The sequence below is a fragment of the Stenotrophomonas sp. ZAC14D2_NAIMI4_7 genome (genome assembly GCF_003086675.1).
Taxonomy (GTDB): Bacteria; Pseudomonadota; Gammaproteobacteria; order Xanthomonadales; family Xanthomonadaceae; genus Stenotrophomonas.
Genome location: NZ_CP025995.1, coordinates 2,351,958 through 2,368,146, shown reverse-complemented (window position 1 = coordinate 2,368,146; position 16,189 = coordinate 2,351,958). Strand labels below are relative to the sequence as shown.

17 protein-coding genes are annotated in these 16,189 nt (G+C 65.7%); 7 read left to right on the top strand and 10 right to left on the bottom strand.

Annotated elements, in window-relative coordinates:
• Positions 1 to 5 precede the first annotated feature (5 nt).
• From C1922_RS20400 to C1922_RS10900, 3 genes are all read right to left on the bottom strand, one after another.
• Complete coding sequence (locus C1922_RS20400; RefSeq protein ID WP_159091948.1) at positions 6 to 587, bottom strand: hypothetical protein; 582 nt, start codon at positions 585 to 587, stop codon at positions 6 to 8.
• A gap of 289 nt (positions 588 to 876) precedes the next feature.
• The gene (locus C1922_RS10905; RefSeq protein WP_108749767.1) at positions 877 to 1,191 is read right to left on the bottom strand and encodes an AzlD family protein; all 315 of its coding nucleotides are present in this window, start codon (positions 1,189 to 1,191) and stop codon (positions 877 to 879) included.
• Positions 1,188 to 1,922 (bottom strand): AzlC family ABC transporter permease, encoded by a 735-nt coding sequence (locus C1922_RS10900; RefSeq protein WP_108749766.1) that lies wholly within the window; start codon positions 1,920 to 1,922, stop codon positions 1,188 to 1,190. Before C1922_RS10900 ends, C1922_RS10905 begins: the two co-directional genes overlap by 4 nt.
• A 124-nt stretch (positions 1,923 to 2,046) precedes the next feature.
• Here C1922_RS10900 and C1922_RS10895 point away from each other — a divergent pair, with 124 nt between their 5' ends.
• Entirely contained in the window at positions 2,047 to 2,511 is a 465-nt protein-coding gene (locus C1922_RS10895; RefSeq protein WP_108749765.1) for an Lrp/AsnC family transcriptional regulator, read from the top strand.
• 7 nt (positions 2,512 to 2,518) lie between these two features.
• On the opposite strand, the gene C1922_RS10890 is transcribed toward C1922_RS10895, so the two are convergent.
• Positions 2,519 to 4,024: a DASS family sodium-coupled anion symporter gene (locus C1922_RS10890; protein WP_108749764.1), complete on the bottom strand. Its 1,506-nt coding sequence runs from the start codon at positions 4,022 to 4,024 to the stop codon at positions 2,519 to 2,521.
• Positions 4,025 to 4,087: 63 nt separating this feature from the next.
• Positions 4,088 to 4,516: an ATP synthase F1 subunit epsilon gene (gene atpC / locus C1922_RS10885; protein ID WP_234413287.1), complete on the bottom strand. Its 429-nt coding sequence runs from the start codon at positions 4,514 to 4,516 to the stop codon at positions 4,088 to 4,090.
• 155 nt (positions 4,517 to 4,671) lie between these two features.
• Here atpC and C1922_RS10880 point away from each other — a divergent pair, with 155 nt between their 5' ends.
• Both C1922_RS10880 and C1922_RS10875 read left to right on the top strand, forming a co-directional pair.
• Positions 4,672 to 5,283 (top strand): hypothetical protein, encoded by a 612-nt coding sequence (locus C1922_RS10880; protein WP_159091946.1) that lies wholly within the window; start codon positions 4,672 to 4,674, stop codon positions 5,281 to 5,283.
• 183 nt (positions 5,284 to 5,466) lie between these two features.
• Positions 5,467 to 5,994: a hypothetical protein gene (locus C1922_RS10875; RefSeq protein WP_234413286.1), complete on the top strand. Its 528-nt coding sequence runs from the start codon at positions 5,467 to 5,469 to the stop codon at positions 5,992 to 5,994.
• A gap of 106 nt (positions 5,995 to 6,100) precedes the next feature.
• Here C1922_RS10875 and proP read toward each other — a convergent pair whose 3' ends face one another.
• Positions 6,101 to 7,588, bottom strand: coding sequence for a glycine betaine/L-proline transporter ProP (proP, locus tag C1922_RS10870; protein ID WP_108749761.1), 1,488 nt, complete (start codon positions 7,586 to 7,588; stop codon positions 6,101 to 6,103).
• A gap of 518 nt (positions 7,589 to 8,106) precedes the next feature.
• Between proP and C1922_RS10865 the strand changes: the two genes are divergently transcribed.
• Complete coding sequence (locus C1922_RS10865; protein ID WP_108749760.1) at positions 8,107 to 8,523, top strand: host attachment family protein; 417 nt, start codon at positions 8,107 to 8,109, stop codon at positions 8,521 to 8,523.
• A 3-nt stretch (positions 8,524 to 8,526) separates the two neighbouring features.
• Entirely contained in the window at positions 8,527 to 8,850 is a 324-nt protein-coding gene (locus C1922_RS10860; RefSeq protein ID WP_108749759.1) for a thioredoxin family protein, read from the top strand.
• A 132-nt stretch (positions 8,851 to 8,982) separates the two neighbouring features.
• Here C1922_RS10860 and C1922_RS10855 read toward each other — a convergent pair whose 3' ends face one another.
• Together C1922_RS10855 and C1922_RS10850 are read right to left on the bottom strand one after the other, a co-directional pair.
• Complete coding sequence (locus C1922_RS10855) at positions 8,983 to 9,870, bottom strand: carbon-nitrogen hydrolase family protein (protein ID WP_108749758.1); 888 nt, start codon at positions 9,868 to 9,870, stop codon at positions 8,983 to 8,985.
• Entirely contained in the window at positions 9,867 to 10,457 is a 591-nt protein-coding gene (locus tag C1922_RS10850; protein ID WP_108749757.1) for a GNAT family N-acetyltransferase, read from the bottom strand. The genes C1922_RS10855 and C1922_RS10850 overlap by 4 nt, the downstream gene beginning before the upstream one ends.
• Positions 10,458 to 10,533: 76 nt before the next feature.
• Here C1922_RS10850 and C1922_RS10845 point away from each other — a divergent pair, with 76 nt between their 5' ends.
• Entirely contained in the window at positions 10,534 to 10,935 is a 402-nt protein-coding gene (locus tag C1922_RS10845; RefSeq protein WP_108749756.1) for a ketosteroid isomerase-related protein, read from the top strand.
• Positions 10,936 to 10,959: 24 nt separating this feature from the next.
• On the opposite strand, the gene C1922_RS10840 is transcribed toward C1922_RS10845, so the two are convergent.
• Positions 10,960 to 11,208 (bottom strand): hypothetical protein, encoded by a 249-nt coding sequence (locus tag C1922_RS10840; RefSeq protein ID WP_108749755.1) that lies wholly within the window; start codon positions 11,206 to 11,208, stop codon positions 10,960 to 10,962.
• 481 nt (positions 11,209 to 11,689) lie between these two features.
• On the opposite strand from C1922_RS10840, the gene C1922_RS10835 reads away from it, so the two are divergent.
• Positions 11,690 to 14,041 (top strand): GH92 family glycosyl hydrolase, encoded by a 2,352-nt coding sequence (locus C1922_RS10835; protein WP_108749754.1) that lies wholly within the window; start codon positions 11,690 to 11,692, stop codon positions 14,039 to 14,041.
• A 638-nt stretch (positions 14,042 to 14,679) separates the two neighbouring features.
• On the opposite strand, the gene C1922_RS10830 is transcribed toward C1922_RS10835, so the two are convergent.
• The gene (locus C1922_RS10830) at positions 14,680 to 16,101 is read right to left on the bottom strand and encodes an aldehyde dehydrogenase family protein (protein WP_108751568.1); all 1,422 of its coding nucleotides are present in this window, start codon (positions 16,099 to 16,101) and stop codon (positions 14,680 to 14,682) included.
• Positions 16,102 to 16,189 lie beyond the last annotated feature (88 nt).

The window sequence follows — 16,189 nt, the reverse complement described above, 5'->3', positions numbered from 1 at the left end:
CTGCATCAGGGTGTCAGCCCACATTGATAGGGTGATGGGTACTTCGTACAGACTTGAAAGTCCGAAACGGAGGCCGCCTTGGTGGCTCCGCCGTATCGAGAAGCTGCCGCAATGGTGTTTGGCCCAGGGGCCGCACCTACATCAAATGTTGCCAGATCATACCGCAGCTCGGTGGCTGGACCGGACTCAGCTGCGGCCCACGTGTTCACCCCATCTGGATCGACAAGTCGAAGAGTGTTTCCTGTGCGATGCCATTCGAACTGCCTGGAGGCAATCGTGACGCCTTGCCGGGGATCAAACAATTGCAAGGTTACAGATCCAGTGGCTGGAAATGCTACGGAGGAACCCGAGACGTCGATTTCGAACTGCGCCGCATCTGGTACTTCTGCTATCGACGCCAGCATTACTCGATCAAACCAATGTAGGCCGTTGCGCTCACCGCCGCCGATCTTGCCTCCGATCTTGCCTTCTATTCGGCACTTCTTGCTCTCGTCGCACGATGCGCTCAACTGCCACTCCGTTGGCCCACACCCAGTCGCGGTGAGGGTGATACCAATTGCTGCCACGACTACTCGTAGATTGCTCATTGATATTCTCCAGGTTGAACTTCGATTGACCGATCAGTTCAAGCTGCTGATTCGGTATTCGATCCATATCGGCTTGAGCGCAATCGGGCAATCGGAATTGTTTCAAATGGCTCCGGCGGTTGGCTTTGGGCTACCTTTGACACGTTGGGAAAATCCGCAGGCCGAGCCAATCTCGACACTTGCGTCAGACGCCGGGCATGGTCCGGCGCTACCGGTCCGGTGGGCCGGATGACGGGATGACGCCGTGTGCGGGATAACGGGCAGCGCCGGGCCATGCCCGGCGCAGGGTTCATCCGAGCACGTAGCGCAGCACGCCCGCCGACACCACGCCGATCAGCACCGTGGGCAGCATCGACCAGCGCGTTGCCGCCAGCAGGGTGATGGCCAGCGCGGCCAGGTCGGCCGGGTTGTTGGCCACGAAGTCCGGTGCGATCACCGAGATCAGCACGCAGCCCGGCGCTGCCTCCATTACGGTCACCGCGCGCTTGCTCAGGGTGCGGTTGCGCAGTGCCAGGAAGCCGACGATGCGGGTCAGGTAGGTCACCGCAGCCATCAGCACGATGGTCAGCAGCGAGGTCCAGTGCAGCAGGCCGTCGAAGGTCATGCTTCGTCTCCTGCCAGCCACCACGCGGCCGCCAGGCCGGCCAGCGCGCCGCTGGCCACGTACCAGGCCCCCGGCACCAGCAGGTAGGTGGCCGCTGCCACTACCAGGCTGACCAGCCACGGGCGCGCCGCGCGCAGGCCCTGCCACATGCCGCGCAGCAGCACCAGGAACACTGCCGGGAAGGCCATGTCCAAGCCGTAAGCGTGGATATCCCCGAGCAGCGGCCCAACCAGTGCGCCGATGCAGGTGCACAGCACCCACACCGTGTACAGCCCGGCTGAAACACCCAGGTAGTAGGCCAGGCTGAACCCCAGGGCGCGCCGGCGCGCGTCGGCCACGCCCAGCGCCCAGCTCTCATCGCACATGAAGAACAGCGCCGGCAGCACGCGGCGGCGCGGCAGGTGCTGCAGCAGGGGGGCCAGGCTGGCGCCCATCAGCAGGTGGCGGCTGTTGACCAGCGCGGTGATGGCCACGATCAGCGCGATATGCGGCGGCGAGGTCCACAGCTCGACGGCGGCGAATTCGGAGCCGCCGGCGAAGTTCAGACCGGTCATCAAGGGCACTTCCAGCGCGCTCAGGCCCTTCTGTGCGGCTTGTGCGCCCAGCACCAGGGCAAAGGGCAGGAAGCCGATCATCACCGGAACGGCGGCGCGCAGCCCCCGCAGGAATTCGCTGCGGGTGCTGGTCTGGCAGGCGGGTTCGGGCAGGGGCAGGGTGGTGCGGGCGTCCATGGAGCGTGCTTGCATGGGGGTGGTCCATGCTAGCGGGCGCGGCGCAGAATCGGGTTGCGTTGATGCGGCAGTTACAAGCAAGTTCCGCATATGATGCGTCAGGACCGCGAAATGGTGGAATCGGATGCTTGACGCCTTGGACAACCTGGATAAGCGCATCCTGCAGGCCCTGCAGCACGATGGCCGCTTGCAGAACCTGGAACTGGCGCGGCAGGTGGGCCTGTCGCCCTCGGCCTGCCTGCGGCGGGTGCGCCTGCTGGAAGAGGGCGGCTACATCGACCGCTACGTGGCCCTGTTGAACCCGGCCAAGGTCGGGCGCGGGTTCACGGTGTCCGTGCGGGTGTGGCTGCGCGGGCAGGATGAGGACACCACCAACCACTTCATCAACAGCGTCAAATCCTTCCCGGAAGTGCTGGAGTGCCACCTGATGGCCGGCGACTGCGACTTCCTGCTGCGGGTGGCGGTTGCCGATCTGGATGCCTACCGGCAGTTCCAGATCCAGCACTTGAACCGCATTGCCGGGGTGCAGAACACCAAGACCGAAATCCCCATGCAGCGGGTGAAGCAGACCACCGAACTGCCTCTCTAGCGCCGCATCACCACAGGCCCAGCAGCTTCCACCACGCGCTGCCGACCACGGCGAACACCAGCAGTTCCAGTACGCACATCACAAAGCCCACCCGCCACCACGTGCCCAGGGTGACGTAGCCACTGCCGAAGATGATCGGCGAGGTGCCGGTGGCGTAGTGGGTCAGGGTCATCATGATGGCCGAACCGGCCGTCATCATCAGCAGGAACGGCACCATGTACTCGGCCGGAATCAGCTGCACGCCCACGCCCAGGAAAGCCAGCAGCATGGCGCTGATATGCGCGGTGGTGCTGGCGAACAGGTAATGCGAAAACACGAAGGCCAGCACCAGCACCGCAGCGATGGCCTGCCAGCCCATGCCACTGCTGGCGATGGCGCCCTTCATGCCCTGCGAGAACCAGTCGATCACGCCCAGCTTGTTCAACTGCTCGGCCAGCATCACCAGCGCGCCGAACCAGATCAGGGTGTCCCAGGCGCTCTTTTCCGAAAGCACATCGTTCCAGTCGATGGTGCCGGTGATGATGAGTACGAACAGGCCGACGAAGGCGACCACGGTGGGGTCCAGCGTCCATGCGGAGCCGAAGATCATGGCCGGCACGTTCGCCCATAGCAGCAACAGCAGGCCGAAGGTACCGAGCATGACCTTCTCTTTGGCGGCCAGCGGGCCCATCGCGGCCAGTTCGCCGCGCGCGAAGGTGACCGCGTCGGGGGTGTGTTTCAACTGCGGCGGACTGAGCAGATACACCACCAGCGGCATCAGCAGCAGGCACAACAGGCCGGGCAGCAGCATGCACAGCGCCCAGGTGGTCCAGCTCAACTGCAGCTGCTGGCCGCTGGCCTTGGCCACGAAATCCACCACCAGCGGGTTGGGCGCGGTGGCGGTCAGGAACATGGCCGAGGTGATCGGGTTGGCGTGGTAGTTCACCAGTGCCAGGTAGGTGCCGACCCTGCCTTGGGTGCCCTTGGCCGGATCGGAATCGAAGGCGGTTGCGATCGAGCGCATGACCGGGTGCACGATGCCGCCGCCACGTGCGGTGTTGCTGGGCGTGAACGGTGCCAGCAGCAGCTCGCATACCGCCAGGCCGTAGCCGATGCCCACCGTGCGCCGGCCCAGCAGCGCAATGAACATCAGGCCGATCCGGTTGCCCAGCCCGGTCTTCTTCAGGCCGCGGGAAATGAGGATGGCCACCACGATCAACCAGATCAGCGGGCTGGCGAAGCTGCTCAGCGCATCGGTAATGGCGCCCTTGGAACTGTTGGACGTGACCTGCGAGAGCGAAACGATGACGATGGCCATCATCGCCATCACCCCGATCGGCATCACCTTCAGGATGATCGCCACGATGGTGGTCAGGAAGATCGCCACCAGCCGCCAGCCATCGGCGGTCAGGCCCTGCGGGCAGGGCAGTAGCAACAGGGTGACCAGCACCGCCGTGGTGATGAGGGCGGGCACCAGGCGGAACGGAACGGCCTGGTTGAAGTACTGCAGTGCGGCCTTGATGCGCGCGAGCATCGTTGCTTCCTTGGCGGATGAGGGGAGGGCACGGCATCTGCCGCGCCATGATGGCACGGGCGATCAGCGCGGGCGTGACAGGCGTGCGGCCTGGGCCAGCTGCGCGGCCAGCTCCGCATGCAGCTGCGCGTAGTCCACATCGGTGAAGGCGGCCGCCATGGGCGAGTGCGCGGCGGCACGGGCCTCTTCGGCCAGCGCCTCGTCCAGTGAATCGCTGCGCGCGGCCAGGTCGGCCAGCACGATCACCCGGTCCGGCTGCACTTCCACGTAGCCGCCGCTCACGTGGATTTCCACCATGGCGGTGTTGTCGGCAGGAAACAGCCGCACCAGACCGGCGGACAGCGGTGCCATCAAGGGGGTGTGGCCGGGCAGGAAGCCGAGGCGACCGGCGGCGCCGGGCACGCTGGCTTCGCGCACATCGCCGTCCCAGTGCACGCCATCCAGGCTGATGACCTGCAGGGCGAAGCTGGAACCGGGGGTTGCAACCGCCACGGGGGCGGTGGGAGCGGGGGATGACATAAGACCGTGGTGCGGTGTGGGGACTTCAGAGTGGCAGCTACGGCGCGTGCGGGCTGTGATCTGGGTCAAATGCGGGGCGTGTGGTGTGCGATCATCGGCGCAGGGATGGCATTGCCAAGGGAGCTGCAATGAACGAACGCAGGCAGGGGCGGTTGCAGGCCGCGTGCACCGTGATGTTGGCGCTGGTGGCGACCACGGCGGCGGCACAGACCACACCGGCAGAAGGGGCGGCGGCACCGGCCGAGGGCATCAGCTATGACAAGGCGCGGCGCACCGCCGAGGCCTCGCTGCGGCTGCACCCGGCCACCGACAGCACCTACGATTACCGACCGCTGTGGGCCGGCAATGCCGATCTGGATGGCGATGGCCGCCCGGAGATCGTCTATGTGTACACGGCCGCGCAGACCGGCACGGCGCAGCAGTTGAACGAGCTGGTGGTGATGACAGCGCTGGCCGAGAGCGACCCACGCGCGCAGGCACCAGCGCCCGGCAAGAGCGTGTACGACGATGAGACCTATGCGTTGATCCGTGCATCGGGGTATGCCGACGCTGCCAGCGTGCACGTGCCAGGCGAGGTGGAAAGCGTGACGTTCGATGCGGGGCGGATCGTGGTGACGTTCAACAGTACGCGGCCCACACGCCTGTGTGGCGTCGGCAAGGGGCGCATGGCCTGCCCGCCGGATGGGCGCCACACGTGGACCTATGCCTGGACCGCAGGGAAGCTGGCCCGCGCTGATTGACGGAATGGGCGGGGCCAATCCACTTTTGTAGAGTCGAGCTTGCTCGACTGGCGGTGCACGTGCAGTCGAGCAAGCTCAACTCTACAAAAGCAATGTCGCTTATCTGGGAGAGATCACATGCATGGGATGGCACGCGTAGCGATGGTACTTGGGAGTTTCGTTCTGGTACTGCCCGCATTGGTGATGGCAAAGGAACGGAAGGCCAACGCTCAGCCCAGCCTGGTACAGGCCCTGCACGCCGCAGAGGCATCGCTGCGACGTATTCCAGGCGACGATATAGAAAGCGACTTCCGGCCCGCCTGGACCGGTGTGGCCGATCTGAATGGAGACGGTCAACCGGAGATCGTCTACTTCTACACATCTACCTACACAGGTGGAACGTTCGCCCAGAGCAATGCGGTGATGGTCATGACCGCTCTGACGGCCGATGACCCCCGTGGAAAAGAAAACCCGAAAAGTCTTTCACCGGTGGAAGCGGAAGATTTTGCGGCAATTCGCGCATCTGGCTACGCCGATGACGCTGGGCTGCAGATTCCTGGGGACGTGCGGTCCATACGGATCGAGGGCAGCAGGGTCCGGGTCGATTTCACCGTGAGAGCGGGCGCCACTGTCTGTGAGCATGAGGGTTCCAGGCATGTCTGCCCACCCGAAGGCGATGCGCAGTGGATCCTGCAATGGACGCCAGGAACGCTGAAACGCACCGAGTCGTAGCGTCGAGCCAGCTCGACTGAACGTGGCAGGCCAGTCGAGCAAGCTCGACGCTGCCAACGCGGGGTCGGATCCATCTCCAGGGCAGAGGGATCCGACCCCTATCCGGTCAGGCCGGGCGCGCCTGTTCCGGCTCGGCCGGTTCCGGCAGCGGCGGCAGGGTCGGGTCGACCGTTACCGGGATGTCGCTCTTCAGCAACGCGGCGGCTTCGCGGTCACTGCCCACGGCCGGCGGCGAACCGCGCAGCGGCAGGCCCGCGGTTTCCTTCACGAACAACATGGTGACCAGGCCGATCACTGCTGCGCCCATCAGGTAGTACGCCGGTACCAGCGGGTCGCCGGTGCGTTCCACCAGCCACGCGGTGACCAGCGGCGTGGTGCCACCGAACAGCGACACCGACACGTTGAACGCAATCGACAGCGCGCTGTAACGCACCGGGGTATAGAACAGCGCCGGCAGGGTGGACGGCATCGAACTGGTGAAGCACACCAGCGCCAGACCCAGCAGCATCAGGCCCAGGAAGATCAGCCAGTCGTTGCCACTGCCAACCAGCAGCAGGCACGGCACGGCCAGCACCAGCAGCGCGATGCAGGCGCCGATGATCATCGGGCGGCGGCCCAGCTTGTCACTGAACAAGCCGCCGACCACGTTCAGCGGCATCATCACCAGCATCACGATGATGATCAGCAGCAGACCCTTGCTCTCGGCATAGCCCATGGTCACGCTCAGGTAGCTGGGCATGTAGGTCAACAGCATGTAGTCGGTCACGTTGAAGACCAGCACCAGGCCCATGCACACCAGCAACTGGCGGCCGTGCACCTGGAACAGCGCACCCAGGCCCGGGCGCTCATGTTCGCGCTTGTCAGCTTCCTCGGCGAAGGCGCGGAAGGCCGGGGTTTCCTCCAGCTTCATGCGCATGTACAGACCCAGCAGGCCCAGCGGCCCGGCAATCAGGAACGGAATGCGCCAGCCCCAATCCAGCATCTGCTCGCTGCTGAGCAGCATGTGCAGCGCGGTAACGGTGCCGGCACCGGCGATGTAGCCGCCCAGCGTGCCGAATTCCAGCCAGCTGCCCATCAGGCCGCGGTTGCGGTCGGTGGAATATTCGGCAATGAAAGTGGCCGCACCGCCGTACTCACCACCGGTGGAGAAGCCCTGCACGATGCGCGCCAGCAGCAACAGCACCGGTGCCCAGATGCCAATGCGCTCGTAGGACGGAATCAGGCCGATGGCGAAGGTGCCCAGCGCCATCAGGATCATGGTGAAGGCCAGTACCTTCTGCCGCCCGTAGCGGTCGCCCAGCGGGCCAAACACCAGGCCGCCCAGCGGGCGCACCAGGAACGCCACGGTGAACGTGGCAAAGGCCGCAATGACCTGCGCGGTGGGGTTGCTGGAGGGGAAGAAGACCTGGCCGATGGTGACGGCCAGATAGCCGTAGACACCGAAATCGAACCACTCCATCGCGTTGCCCAGTGCAGCGGCGCCAACAGCGCGCTTGAGCATGGGCTTGTCGACAACCGTGATCTCGTCGACGTTCAGATGGCGGCGGCGTTTGAACCAGCCGAAATGGGCATGGGCATCGGAGTTGTCCTGCATGGGGACTCCTTATTGGGTGAATGCAGTGCGGAATAGACGGTGTGGTGTGTCCCGAAAAACGGAAACGGCGATGCGGGCGCAACTGGCGCAGGGGCATCGGGGCGGGGGCCAAACGGCCGGGAAAGCGCGCAGCAGTAGAGTCGAGCATGCTCGACCAAGGCGCGAAACACAGAGAAACGGCGCGGCTAAAAACCGCGCAAACGAAGGATCAGGCCTGCACCATCATCCGCCGGGATCCAGCGCCAGTCGGTGGAATTTCGGGGCGGATGCGGTTGCGGCAGGCGAGGCGCCGGTCGGCAGTGCTTTCCACGTAACGGGCGTGCCCGCGACGCAGTGGGTCGTGTCGATCATCCGTTCATGATACCGGTTACAACGTGAGCGTGCCGACAATACGGACGAAACAGACGCTGTGTTCCATCGCCCCTGTTCATGCTGACAATGATTGAACGCTCTGTGGTCGTGCCGCTCACACGCGTTTTTCTACGGTGGAGCTGCAACGTAACCAGAAGGAACATCGCATGACCCGACGCATTCCCGAAGGCACCCTGGTGGTGGTGACCGATGGCGGTTCCGCACGTGTGTTCACCAACGTGGGTAACGAGCACCAGATCACCCTGAAGCAGGAAGGTGAGCTGCGCCTGGCCGATATCAGCGAACAGGGCGTGTCCGGACAGGGGCCGTCCGGTGCGGTGCCCAAGGACATGTCGATCTCGCAGTTGAATGAAGCAACCTTCGCCAAGCAGGTGGCCGAGCAGTTGAACGATGATGCGCTGAACAACCGGTTCTCGCATCTGATCCTGGTGGCCGACCCGATCACGCTGGGGCGCATTCGCCCACTGCTGCACAAGGAAACCCAGGCGCGGTTGCTGAATGACATCGCCAAGAACTTCACCAACGCGCCGCTGGAAGACATCCAGCGCGCCATCGCGGCCTGAGCCATGCCGTTCATGCGCAGCCATCTTGCTGCCGAACCTGCGCCTGCCGATGTGCAGGCGCAGGCGGGCTGGCTGATTCTCGAATTCGGCGCCCCGTGGTGCGGTCATTGCCAGGCCGCGCAACCGGCATTGCAGGCGTTCGTGGATGCGCACGACCTGCCGCACTGGAAGATCGAGGATGGCAAAGGGCGGCCGCTGGGCCGCGCGTTCGGTGTGAAGCTGTGGCCGACGGTGGTGTTGCTGCGCGATGGCCAGGAGGTAGCGCGCGTCGTACGGCCGGTGGAGCGCGCGGATCTGTCCACGCTGCAGGCAGCGCTGCCTTTGTAGAGTCGCGCCATGCTCGACTGCCGTTGCCTTTATGGAGCCGAGCCCTGCTCGGCTGGAAGAGCAGTCGAGGATGGCTACAGGAGCAGTCGAGCATGGCTCGACTCTACAGGAGCAGTCGAGCATGGCTCGAGTCTACGGGGCTGGTTGCACGTGTATGTCGAACTGCTCGGGCCAGTCGCGGTACAGCGCCACCTGGCCTTCGCGGCGCACGGCGGCCACGGCCTTTGCATCAATCTGCCCGATCAGCCAGCGGCTCTGTTCGGTGAACACCGCTTCGCTTTCGCACAGCACGCCGTTGGCCGGCATGCCGCGGTCCGCAGGCACGTACAGCGCCGCGCGGCCGAAATTCACGTCGACCGAGGGGCTCCATGGCGCCAGGCCGGCGGTGGCTGACACGAGCACCGGCAGCTGGTTTTCCAGCGCCCGCGCCTGCGAACCGATACGCACGCGGTGGTAACCGGCTTCGGTGTCGGTACAGCTGGGCGCCAGCAGCAGGTCCACACCGGCTTCGGCCAAGCGCCGCGCCAGCATTGGGAATTCGGTGTCGTAGCAGATCAGGATGGCCAAGGTGCCCAGCGGTGTGTCGAACACACGCAGCCCATCGCGGCCGCCGGCGATGTTCCATTCCTCGCGCTCGAAGCGGGTCATGATCTGCTTGTCCTGGTGGCCCAGTGGACCGTCCGGGCCGAACAGGAAGGCGCGGTTTCGGTAGCACCCATCATCGTCCAGTACCGGTGCCGAGCCCGGGCAGAACCAGATCCGGTGGCGCCGCGCGATCTGTTCGCACAGTGCTTGCCAGCGCGGCAGCAGTGCCTGCATGCCGGCGATCGATGCGGCCAGATCGCTGCGCTGCGCAGCGGGCAGCTGGCCGGTCAGGGTCATGGCCGCATACTCGGGCAGCAGCACCAGCTGCGCGCCGGTGGCGGCAGCTTCGGCCACGCACGCGTCCAGATGGGCGGCGTAGTCGTCCCACTGTTCAATCAGTTCAATGGCGTACTGGCTGGCGGCGAAACGGATCATGCGCGCAGGTCCTTCAGCCAGAACGACATCGGCTTGGCGCTCGCGTGGTCTTCGCCCACGTCGCGCCAACGGAAGGTGGTGTGCAGTTCCGGGTGGTGTACATAGCCGCGCTTTTGCCAGAAGGCGTCCAACGGAACGTAATCGCGTGGGCGGGCCGGGTGGTCCAGTGAGCGCTGCACGGCGCTGAAACAGCAGATGTCGAAACCGCCGGCCTGGCGTGCATGCGCTTCGCGTGCCTCGAAGAAGCGCACGCCCAGCCCCTGGCCGCGGTAGGTCGGCAGCAGCACCGATTCGCCGAAGTAGAAGATGCGCTGCGGGTTCCATGAGCCGTTGAGGAAGGGCGCCTGGAATTCGTCAGTTTCTTCGCACAGGGGCAGGGCGGTGGACGCGCCCACCACGGTGTCTCCGTCCTGGGCCAGCACGATGATGCTGCCGGGGGCGGCGGCGTAGGTGGCCACGTAGTCGCGCTCGTAGCCCAGGTCGCCTTCGTACAGGTAGGGGAAGGCGCGGAAGACGCCGATGCGCAGGTGCGCCAGGTCGTCCAGGTATGGGGCGGCGGCGGCCCCCTGCAGCGTGGTGATGCGCACGATCGCTCAAGCCCGTGGATACTGGGGGTGAGTATAGGCTATGCTCCGCAGCCCGCCCACCCTCAGGACATTCCCCATGAGCGCCACCGACGTCATCCACGCGTACTACGCCGCCTTCAACAGCGGGGACATCGAGGCCTTCGTGGCCCAGGTGACTGACGATGTGGTGCACGACATCAACCAGGGTGGCCGCGAAGTGGGCAAGGACGCGTTCCGTGCGTTCTGCCAGAAGATGGCCCGTTCCTACCGTGAGCAGTTGACCGACATCGTAGTGTTCGGCAATGCCGACGGCACCCGCGGTGCGGCCGAATTCACCGTGAATGGCCAGTACCTGGCCACCGACGAAGGCCTGCCCGAAGCCACCGGGCAGGCGTACGTGCTGCCCGCCGGCGCCTTCTTCGAGATCCGTGATGGAAAGGTGGCGCGCATCACCAACTACTACAACCTGCCGCACTGGATCGCGGCCGTGGGCGGCTGAACGATTTGCCGATCGCCCGATAGCTCAATGCAGGGTGACTTTCAGGTACTGCTGGCGCAGTTCGTTCAACAGCCTGCGGCCATGCTGGCTGAGCGCCATCATCGCCACGCTGATCTTCTGCACGTTGTAGCCCGGCCGCGTGTGCGCGGTGGGGTCGGTCGGTTCGTTGTCGCTGATCATCAAGGCCATACCCTCGGCCGAACGGAGGGCGTGGTCGATACGGGACAACAGGGATTCCACTTCCGGGGTCAGGACAGGCGGTTGCGGTGACATGTGATGGCTCCTGGCAGGACAGGCCACCGGTAAGGTGGCGGGCGATGCGGGGTTGGAACTTCGGCTTAGTAACGGGAAGAAGCCGAGGGCCATGCGGCCGCCGCGCACCGCCCGCCGTAGTCATGGCAGGCAGTTCCCGTTACTCATTTCGGGGTTCCACACCCGGCAGCGGTGTATCCGCTGCGGGGGCATCGTGCGCAGGTCTTGATCGAGATTTCCATGCCTTTGCTCGAGGGTGCTTTGCGGAAACGTGGCGCGTCAAGCGCAGTGAAAGCGAGGCATTCCAAAGGCGACAGGTAGTGGCATGGCGGGGCCGATGCATGTGACCCGTTGCGTGGTCAATGAGGCTTGGCGCGCGCGCGTGGTACGCACGTACGTGCCAAAAGCGACTCGCTGAGTGCTGCGCGGGGGGCAATCGCAGCGCAACATGCCAGCAACGCGGCCCGGTGCTACTCTCTGACCACCACCTGAATCGATCCAAATGCCGATGCCCATGCTGGACCGTCGTCTCCTGATCGCTGTCGCCGCCACGGCGATGTTCGCTTCCGGCCTGGCCTGTGCGGCCCCGACCCGAACCGCCGCCGACAAGGCCTATGCCGCAGTGGACCCGTTCATCGGCACAGGCGGGGAGGGCCACACCTACCCGGGCGCCACGCTGCCGTTCGGCATGGTCCAGCTCAGCCCGGATACGCGCATCCAGCCGCGCGAGAAGGCGTATGGCTGGGCGGCGGGCTACCGCTACGACGACAGCAGCATCGTCGGTTTCTCGCACACGCATTTTTCCGGCACCGGCCATTCCGACCTGGGCGATATCCTGGTGATGCCGTTCACCGGCACTCCCGGGTTGGAGCGCGGTGATCCGGAGAAGCCGCGCAGTGGCTACGCCTCGCGCTTCCGCCACGACGATGAAAAGGCCGAGCCGGGCTATTACGCGGTCACCCTGGACGATTACAAGGTGCGCGCCGAGCTGACCACCACCGCGCGCGTGGGCGTGCACCGCTACGCCTTCCCCAAGGGCGCCGATGCCAAGGTGCTGCTGGACATGCGCACCAGCATGTACGACTACCCGGGCAAGGTGCTGTGGTCGCGAGTGCGCGTGCGTGCCGATGGCACCATCACTGGTTTCCGCGAAACCCGTGGCTGGGCACCGGGCCGCCAGCTGTATTTCGCCATGCGCTTCTCACGCCCGTTGACCGCCCACGAGCTGCACAACACCGAACAGGACATCGCCTACAAGGGCTTCCCGCCGCCGGGCCACCAGGACCCGAAGCAGCGCGCACAGATTGAAGGCCGGCAGCTGGTCGGCACCTTCGACTTCGGCAAGCTGGATGCGCCGCTGGTGGTGAAGGTGGCCATTTCGCCGGTGAACGAGGCCGGTGCGATTGCCAACCTGGACGCCGAAATGGCCGACTTCGATTTCGATCGCGTGCGTGCGCAGGCCAGGCGGGAATGGACCCAGGCGCTTTCGGTGCTGGATATCGACGCGCCCGAGCATGCGCGCCGCAGTGCCTACACCGCGCTGTACCACACGCTGCTGGGGCCCACGTTGTTCATGGATGCCGATGGCCAGTACCGTGGCCCGGACAATGCCGTGCACAAGGCCGAGGGCTACACGAACTATTCCACGTTCTCGCTGTGGGACACCTACCGGGCGCTGCACCCGCTGCTGACCCTGGTGCAGCCGGAAAAGCGCAACAGCGATTTCGTCAATTCCATGCTGGCCCATCACCAGCACAGCCCCTACGGCATGCTGCCGGTGTGGTCGTTCCACGGGCTTGAAGACTGGTGCATGATCGGCTACCACGCCGTACCGGTGATCGCCGATGCCTACGTGAAGGGCATTCGTGGTTTCGATGCGGACAAGGCGCTGAAGGCGATGGTGGAAACCGCCAGCTACGGCCCGTACGACGGCATCGCGCAGTACCGTGAATTGGGTTACGTGCCGATTGATGAAGAAGGCGAGGCGGCCAGCAAGACGCTGGAGTACGCGTTCGACGATTGGACCATCGCGCGCATGGCCCAGGCGATGGGCAGGACCGATGTGGCCGCGACCTTCGACAAGCGCGCCGGCAACTGGCGCAACGCCTTCGACAAGGACACCGGCTTCATGCGCGCACGCAAGCGCGATGGCAGCTTCCGTACCCCGTTCGACCCCAGCGCCAGCGGTTACGGCACCGACTACACCGAAGGCAACGCCTGGCAGTATTCGTGGTACGTGCCGCAGGACGTGGCCGGCCTGGCCGCCGCGCACGGGGGCAGCGACAAGCTGCTGGCGCGGTTGGACGAAGTGTTCAACGCCAAGGTCGATCCTTCCATCTTCGAGCATATGGAAGACATCACCGGGCTGATCGGCTGGTACGCGCATGGCAACGAGCCCAGCCACCATGTCGCCTACCTCTATTCGTATGCCGGGCAGCCGTGGCGCACGCAGGCGCGGTTGAAGCAGATCATGGACACCCAGTACGCCGATCGCCCTGATGGCCTGGCGGGCAATGATGACGTGGGCCAGATGTCAGCGTGGTATGTGTTCACCGCGTTGGGTTTCTACCCGGTGGCGCCGGGCTCGGGCGAGTACATCCTGGGCCGGCCGTTCCTGCCGAAGACTGCGATGCGTCTGCCCAACGGCAAGACGTTCACCATCGTGGCCGACGGGCTGGATGACAAGCACACCTATGTGGGCGGGGTGATGTTGAACGGCAAGCCGCTGCAGCGCACGTTCCTGCGCCACGACGAGATCCTGGCCGGTGGCGAGCTGCAGTTCACCATGCAGGCCGAGCCGAACAAGGACTGGCCGGGGCAGGGCGCGCAGGCCCCGTATTCGATGAGCCGGTAACCGCGCCGATAGGGCGGAAACTGCTTCGGTAGGTGCCCACCTTGGTGGGCACGAGGAATTCGCCCTGGTAGGTGCCCACCTTGGTGGGCACGAGCGTGCCGACCAAGGTCGGCACCTACCAGGGCAGCGGGGTGCCGACCAAGGTCGGCACCTACAAGGGCAGCGGGGTGCCGACCAAGGTCGGCACCTACAAGGGCAGCGGGGTGCCGACCAAGGTCGGCACCTACCAGGGCAGCGGGGTGCCGACCAAGGTCGGCACCTACCAGGGCAGCGGGGTGCCGACCAAGGTCGGCACCTACCAGGGCAGCGGGGTGCCGACCAAGGTCGGCACCTACCAGGGCAGCGGGGTGCCGACCAAGGTCGGCACCTACCAGGGCAGCGGGGTGCCGACCAAGGTCGGCACCTACCAGGGCAGCGGGGTGCCGACCAAGGTCGGCACCTACCAGGGCAGCAGCGTGCCGACCAAGGTCGGCACCTACCAGGGCAGCGGGGTGCCGACCAAGGTGGCACCTACCAGGGCAGCGGGGTGCCGACCAAGGTCGGCACCTACCAGGGCAGCGGCGTGCCGACCAAGTTCGGCACCGACCAGGGCAGCGGGGTGCCCACCAAGGTGGGCATCTACCCATCCGTCGTTCGGGTTATTGCGCGGCCACTACGGTCTGCGGCTCCAAGAACGCTTCCAGGCCCCACTGACCGCTTTCGCGGCCAATGCCCGAGTGCTTCATGCCGCCAAACGGGGCCAGCGATTCGTGCTGCAGGGTATTCACCAGCACGCGGCCGGACTGGATCTGCCGGCCTACGGCGGTGGCGCGCTGGCTGTCGGTGCCGATCACCAGGGCGCTGAGGCCATACGCGCTGTCGTTGGCAATGGCCACGGCATCGGCCCCATCGCGGTAGCCGATGATGCACAGCACCGGCCCGAAGATCTCCTCGCGGGCCACGGTCATGTCGTTCCGCACATCGGTGAACAGCGTGGGGCGTACGAACCAGCCACGCTGCAGGCCGTCGGGGCGGCCTTCGCCACCGGCCAGCAGCCGCGCGCCTTCGCCCAGACCGGTGCGGATATAGCCCTGCACGCGCTCCCATTGCCGTTGGCTGACCATCGGTCCGACCTGGGTGGCGGGATCCTGCGGGTCACCGCTGCGCACGGCGTGTACCGCACGCGCCAGCGCGTCTTCGAATTCGGCACGGCGCGATTCCGGCACCAGGATGCGGGTGCCGGCCACGCAGGCCTGGCCGCTGTTGATGAAGCCGGCCTGCACCGCCAGGGCTGCGGCGCTGTCCGCGTCGGCATCGTCGAGGATGATCGTGGGCGACTTGCCGCCCAGTTCCAGGGTGACCCGCTTGAAGCTGTCCGCCGCCGCACGCAAAATCGCGCGGCCGGTGCCGGTGGAGCCGGTGAATGAGATCTTGGCGACCTGCGGCGAGGCACTCAGCGCGGCACCGACATCATGCCCGGCGCCGTTGACGATGTTGGCCACGCCCGGCGGCAACTGCGCGGCGTGCAGGGCCTGCATCACCACCCGGGTCTGCAGGGCCGACAGTTCGCTGGGCTTGACCACCGCCGTGCAGCCGGCCGCCAGCGCGGTGGCCAGCTTGGCGCAGATGAAGGCGGCGTTGCTGTTCCAGGGCGTAATGATGCCGGCCACGCCCACCGGCAGGTAATGCACCTGGGCCTGGCCCACACTGCGCTGGAACGGGAAGTCGGCCAGGACCTTCATGGCGTCGTCGATCACCTGCACCGGGTGCTCCACCATCCAGCGCGAGCGCGCCGACGGGGCGCCGTACTCGGCCAGTACGGCCGCATGCAGGTCATCGCGGCGGGCGGCCATGGCATCGCGGAAGCGGCCCAGCAGGGCCAGCCGTTCCTGCACGCTGCGCGCGGCCTGGGCCGGCAATGCGGCGTTGGCGGCGGCGATGGCGCGCTCGGCGTCCACCGTATCGCCCAGCCGCACATGGCCGATCACCGCCTCGGTGGCGGGGTTGTGCAGGTCGGCCAGCTGCTGGCCGTGCGAGGCGACGAAGGCGCCGTTGATGTAGTGCTGCTCGATGCGTTGCATGGTGGGGTTCCCAGGGTAGGTGCGGCCAGTCTGTGCCCACTCGACCATGCGGGGAATCCGGTCTATGGTGGATGGGGAATCCCGATTT